Annotated in this window: 1 rRNA gene; it reads left to right on the top strand. The window is 57.6% G+C overall.

The window, feature by feature from the left end:
- Nucleotides 1-70 precede the first annotated feature (70 nt).
- Nucleotides 71-2,910, top strand: a 23S ribosomal RNA gene (locus tag FH969_RS14690); the annotation flags it as partial.

Here is a 2,910-nt window from a genome sequence, read left to right as displayed (position 1 = left end):
GTGGGGGGTGGTGGGTGGGGTTGGTTGTTTGAGAACTGCACAGTGGACGCGAGCATCTTTGATCTTTTGTGGTCAAGTGTTTAAGGGCAAACGGTGGATGCCTTGGCATCAGGAGCCGAAGAAGGACGTGGTAGCCTGCGATAAGCCTCGGGGAGTTGGCAAACGAGCTGTGATCCGAGGGTGTCCGAATGGGGAAACCCCGTACGAGTCATGTCGTGCGACCCGCACCTGAATATATAGGGTGTGTGGAGGGAACGCCGGGAAGTGAAACATCTCAGTACCGGCAGGAAGAGATATTCCGTGAGTAGTGGCGAGCGAAAGCGGATCAGGCTAAACCGTGTGCGTGTGATACCCGGCAGGGGTTGCGTATGCGGGGTTGTGGGACCTTCCTATCCATGCTGCCGCAGTGGAGGAGGAGTGAGAAAGTCGTGTCGTAGTCGAGCACTCTTGAATGGGTGGGCGTAGAGGGTGAGACCCCCGTAGACGAAACGGCATGGCCTCCTGGAAGTGTTCCCGAGTAGCACGGGGCCCGTGAAATCCCGTGTGAATCTGGCAAGACCACTTGCTAAGCCTAAATACTACCTGATGACCGATAGCGGACAAGTACCGTGAGGGAAAGGTGAAAAGTACCCCGGGAGGGGAGTGAAATAGTACCTGAAACCGTTTGCCTACAATCCGTCGGAGCCTCCTTGGTTGGGGTGACGGCGTGCCTTTTGAAGAATGAGCCTGCGAGTTAGTGGTGCGTGGCGAGGTTAACCCGTGTGGGGAAGCCGTAGCGAAAGCGAGTCCGAACAGGGCGATACAGTCGCGTGCTCTAGACCCGAAGCGAAGTGATCTACCCATGGGCAGGTTGAAGCGCGGGTAAGACCGTGTGGAGGACCGAACCCACCAGGGTTGAAAACCTGGGGGATGACCTGTGGGTAGGGGTGAAAGGCCAATCAAACTTCGTGATAGCTGGTTCTCCCCGAAATGCATATAGGTGCAGCGTTGCGTGTTCCTTGCCGGAGGTAGAGCTACTGGATGGCCGATGGGCCCTACCAGGTTACTGACGTCAGCCAAACTCCGAATGCCGGTAAGCCAAGCGCAGCAGTGAGACTGCGGGGGATAAGCTTCGTAGTCGAGAGGGAAACAGCCCAGACCACCAGCTAAGGCCCCTAAGCGTGTGCTAAGTGGGAAAGGATGTGGAGTTGCCCAGACAACCAGGAGGTTGGCTTAGAAGCAGCCACCCTTGAAAGAGTGCGTAATAGCTCACTGGTCAAGTGATTCCGCGCCGACAATGTAGCGGGGCTCAAGCACACCGCCGAAGCTGTGGCATGCCCGCATTGATCCAGGCCTTCGTGGTCCAGGGGCGTGCATGGGTAGGGGAGCGTCGTGTGGGCAGTGAAGCTGCGGAGTGATCCAGTGGTGGAGCCTACACGAGTGAGAATGCAGGCATGAGTAGCGAAAGACGGGTGAGAAACCCGTCCGCCGAATGACCAAGGGTTCCAGGGCCAGGTTAATCCGCCCTGGGTAAGTCGGGACCTAAGGCGAGGCCGACAGGCGTAGTCGATGGACAACGGGTTGATATTCCCGTACCGGCGAAGGACCGCCCATACCGAATCGGTGGTACTAACCATCTACCCGTACCTCATCGTCACCTTCGGGTGGCACCGGGGTGTGGGTGCGTGGGACCGGCACTGGTAGTAGGTAAGCGTGTTAACAGGGGTGACGCATGAAGGTAGCCAGTTGGAGCGATGGTTGACTCCTTCCAAGCCCGTAGGCCGACAGGTAGGCAAATCCGCCTGTCACGTGGCTGAGAGGTGATGGTGACCGCGAACGCGGGAATATGGTGATCCTATGGTGCCAAGAAAAGCCTCGACGCGAGGGACTAGCCGCCCGTACCCTAAACCGACTCAGGTGGTCAGGTAGAGAATACCAAGGCGTTCGAGAGAATCGTGGTTAAGGAACTCGGCAAAATGCCCCCGTAACTTCGGGAGAAGGGGGGCCCGGACCGTGACCCCACCTAGCGTGGGTGAGCGGGCAAGGGCCGCAGAGACCAGGGAGAAGCGACTGTTTACTAAAAACACAGGTCCGTGCGAAGTCGCAAGACGATGTATACGGACTGACGCCTGCCCGGTGCTGGAAGGTTAAGAGGACGGGTCAGCGCACATGCGCGAAGCTCAGAATTTAAGCCCCAGTAAACGGCGGTGGTAACTATAACCATCCTAAGGTAGCGAAATTCCTTGTCGGGTAAGTTCCGACCTGCACGAATGGCGTAACGACTTCTCCGCTGTCTCAACCGCGAACTCGGCGAAATTGCACTACGAGTAAAGATGCTCGTTACGCGCAGCAGGACGGAAAGACCCCGGGACCTTTACTATAGCTTGGTATTGGTGTTCGGAGCGGCTTGTGTAGGATAGGTGGGAGACTGTGAAGCCCTTACGCCAGTAGGGGTGGAGTCGTCCTTGAAATACCACTCTGGTCGCTTTGGACATCTAACTTCGGTCCGTGATCCGGACCAGGGACAGTGCCTGGTGGGTAGTTTAACTGGGGCGGTTGCCTCCCAAAATGTAACGGAGGCGCCCAAAGGTTCCCTCAGCCTGGTTGGCAATCAGGTGTCGAGTGTAAGTGCACAAGGGAGCTTGACTGTGAGACCGACAGGTCGAACAGGGACGAAAGTCGGGACTAGTGATCCGGCGGTGGCTTGTGGAAGCGCCGTCGCTCATCGGATAAAAGGTACCCCGGGGATAACAGGCTGATCTTGCCCAAGAGTCCATATCGACGGCATGGTTTGGCACCTCGATGTCGGCTCGTCGCATCCTGGGGCTGGAGTCGGTCCCAAGGGTTGGGCTGTTCGCCCATTAAAGCGGCACGCGAGCTGGGTTTAGAACGTCGTGAGACAGTTCGGTCCCTATCCGCTGCGCGCGCAGG

The organism is Miniimonas arenae (assembly GCF_006351005.1).
Classification (GTDB): Bacteria; Actinomycetota; Actinomycetes; order Actinomycetales; family Beutenbergiaceae; genus Miniimonas; species Miniimonas arenae.
The sequence above is the reverse complement of the archived record's forward strand: the minus strand, read 5'-3'. Positions and strand labels throughout refer to the sequence as shown.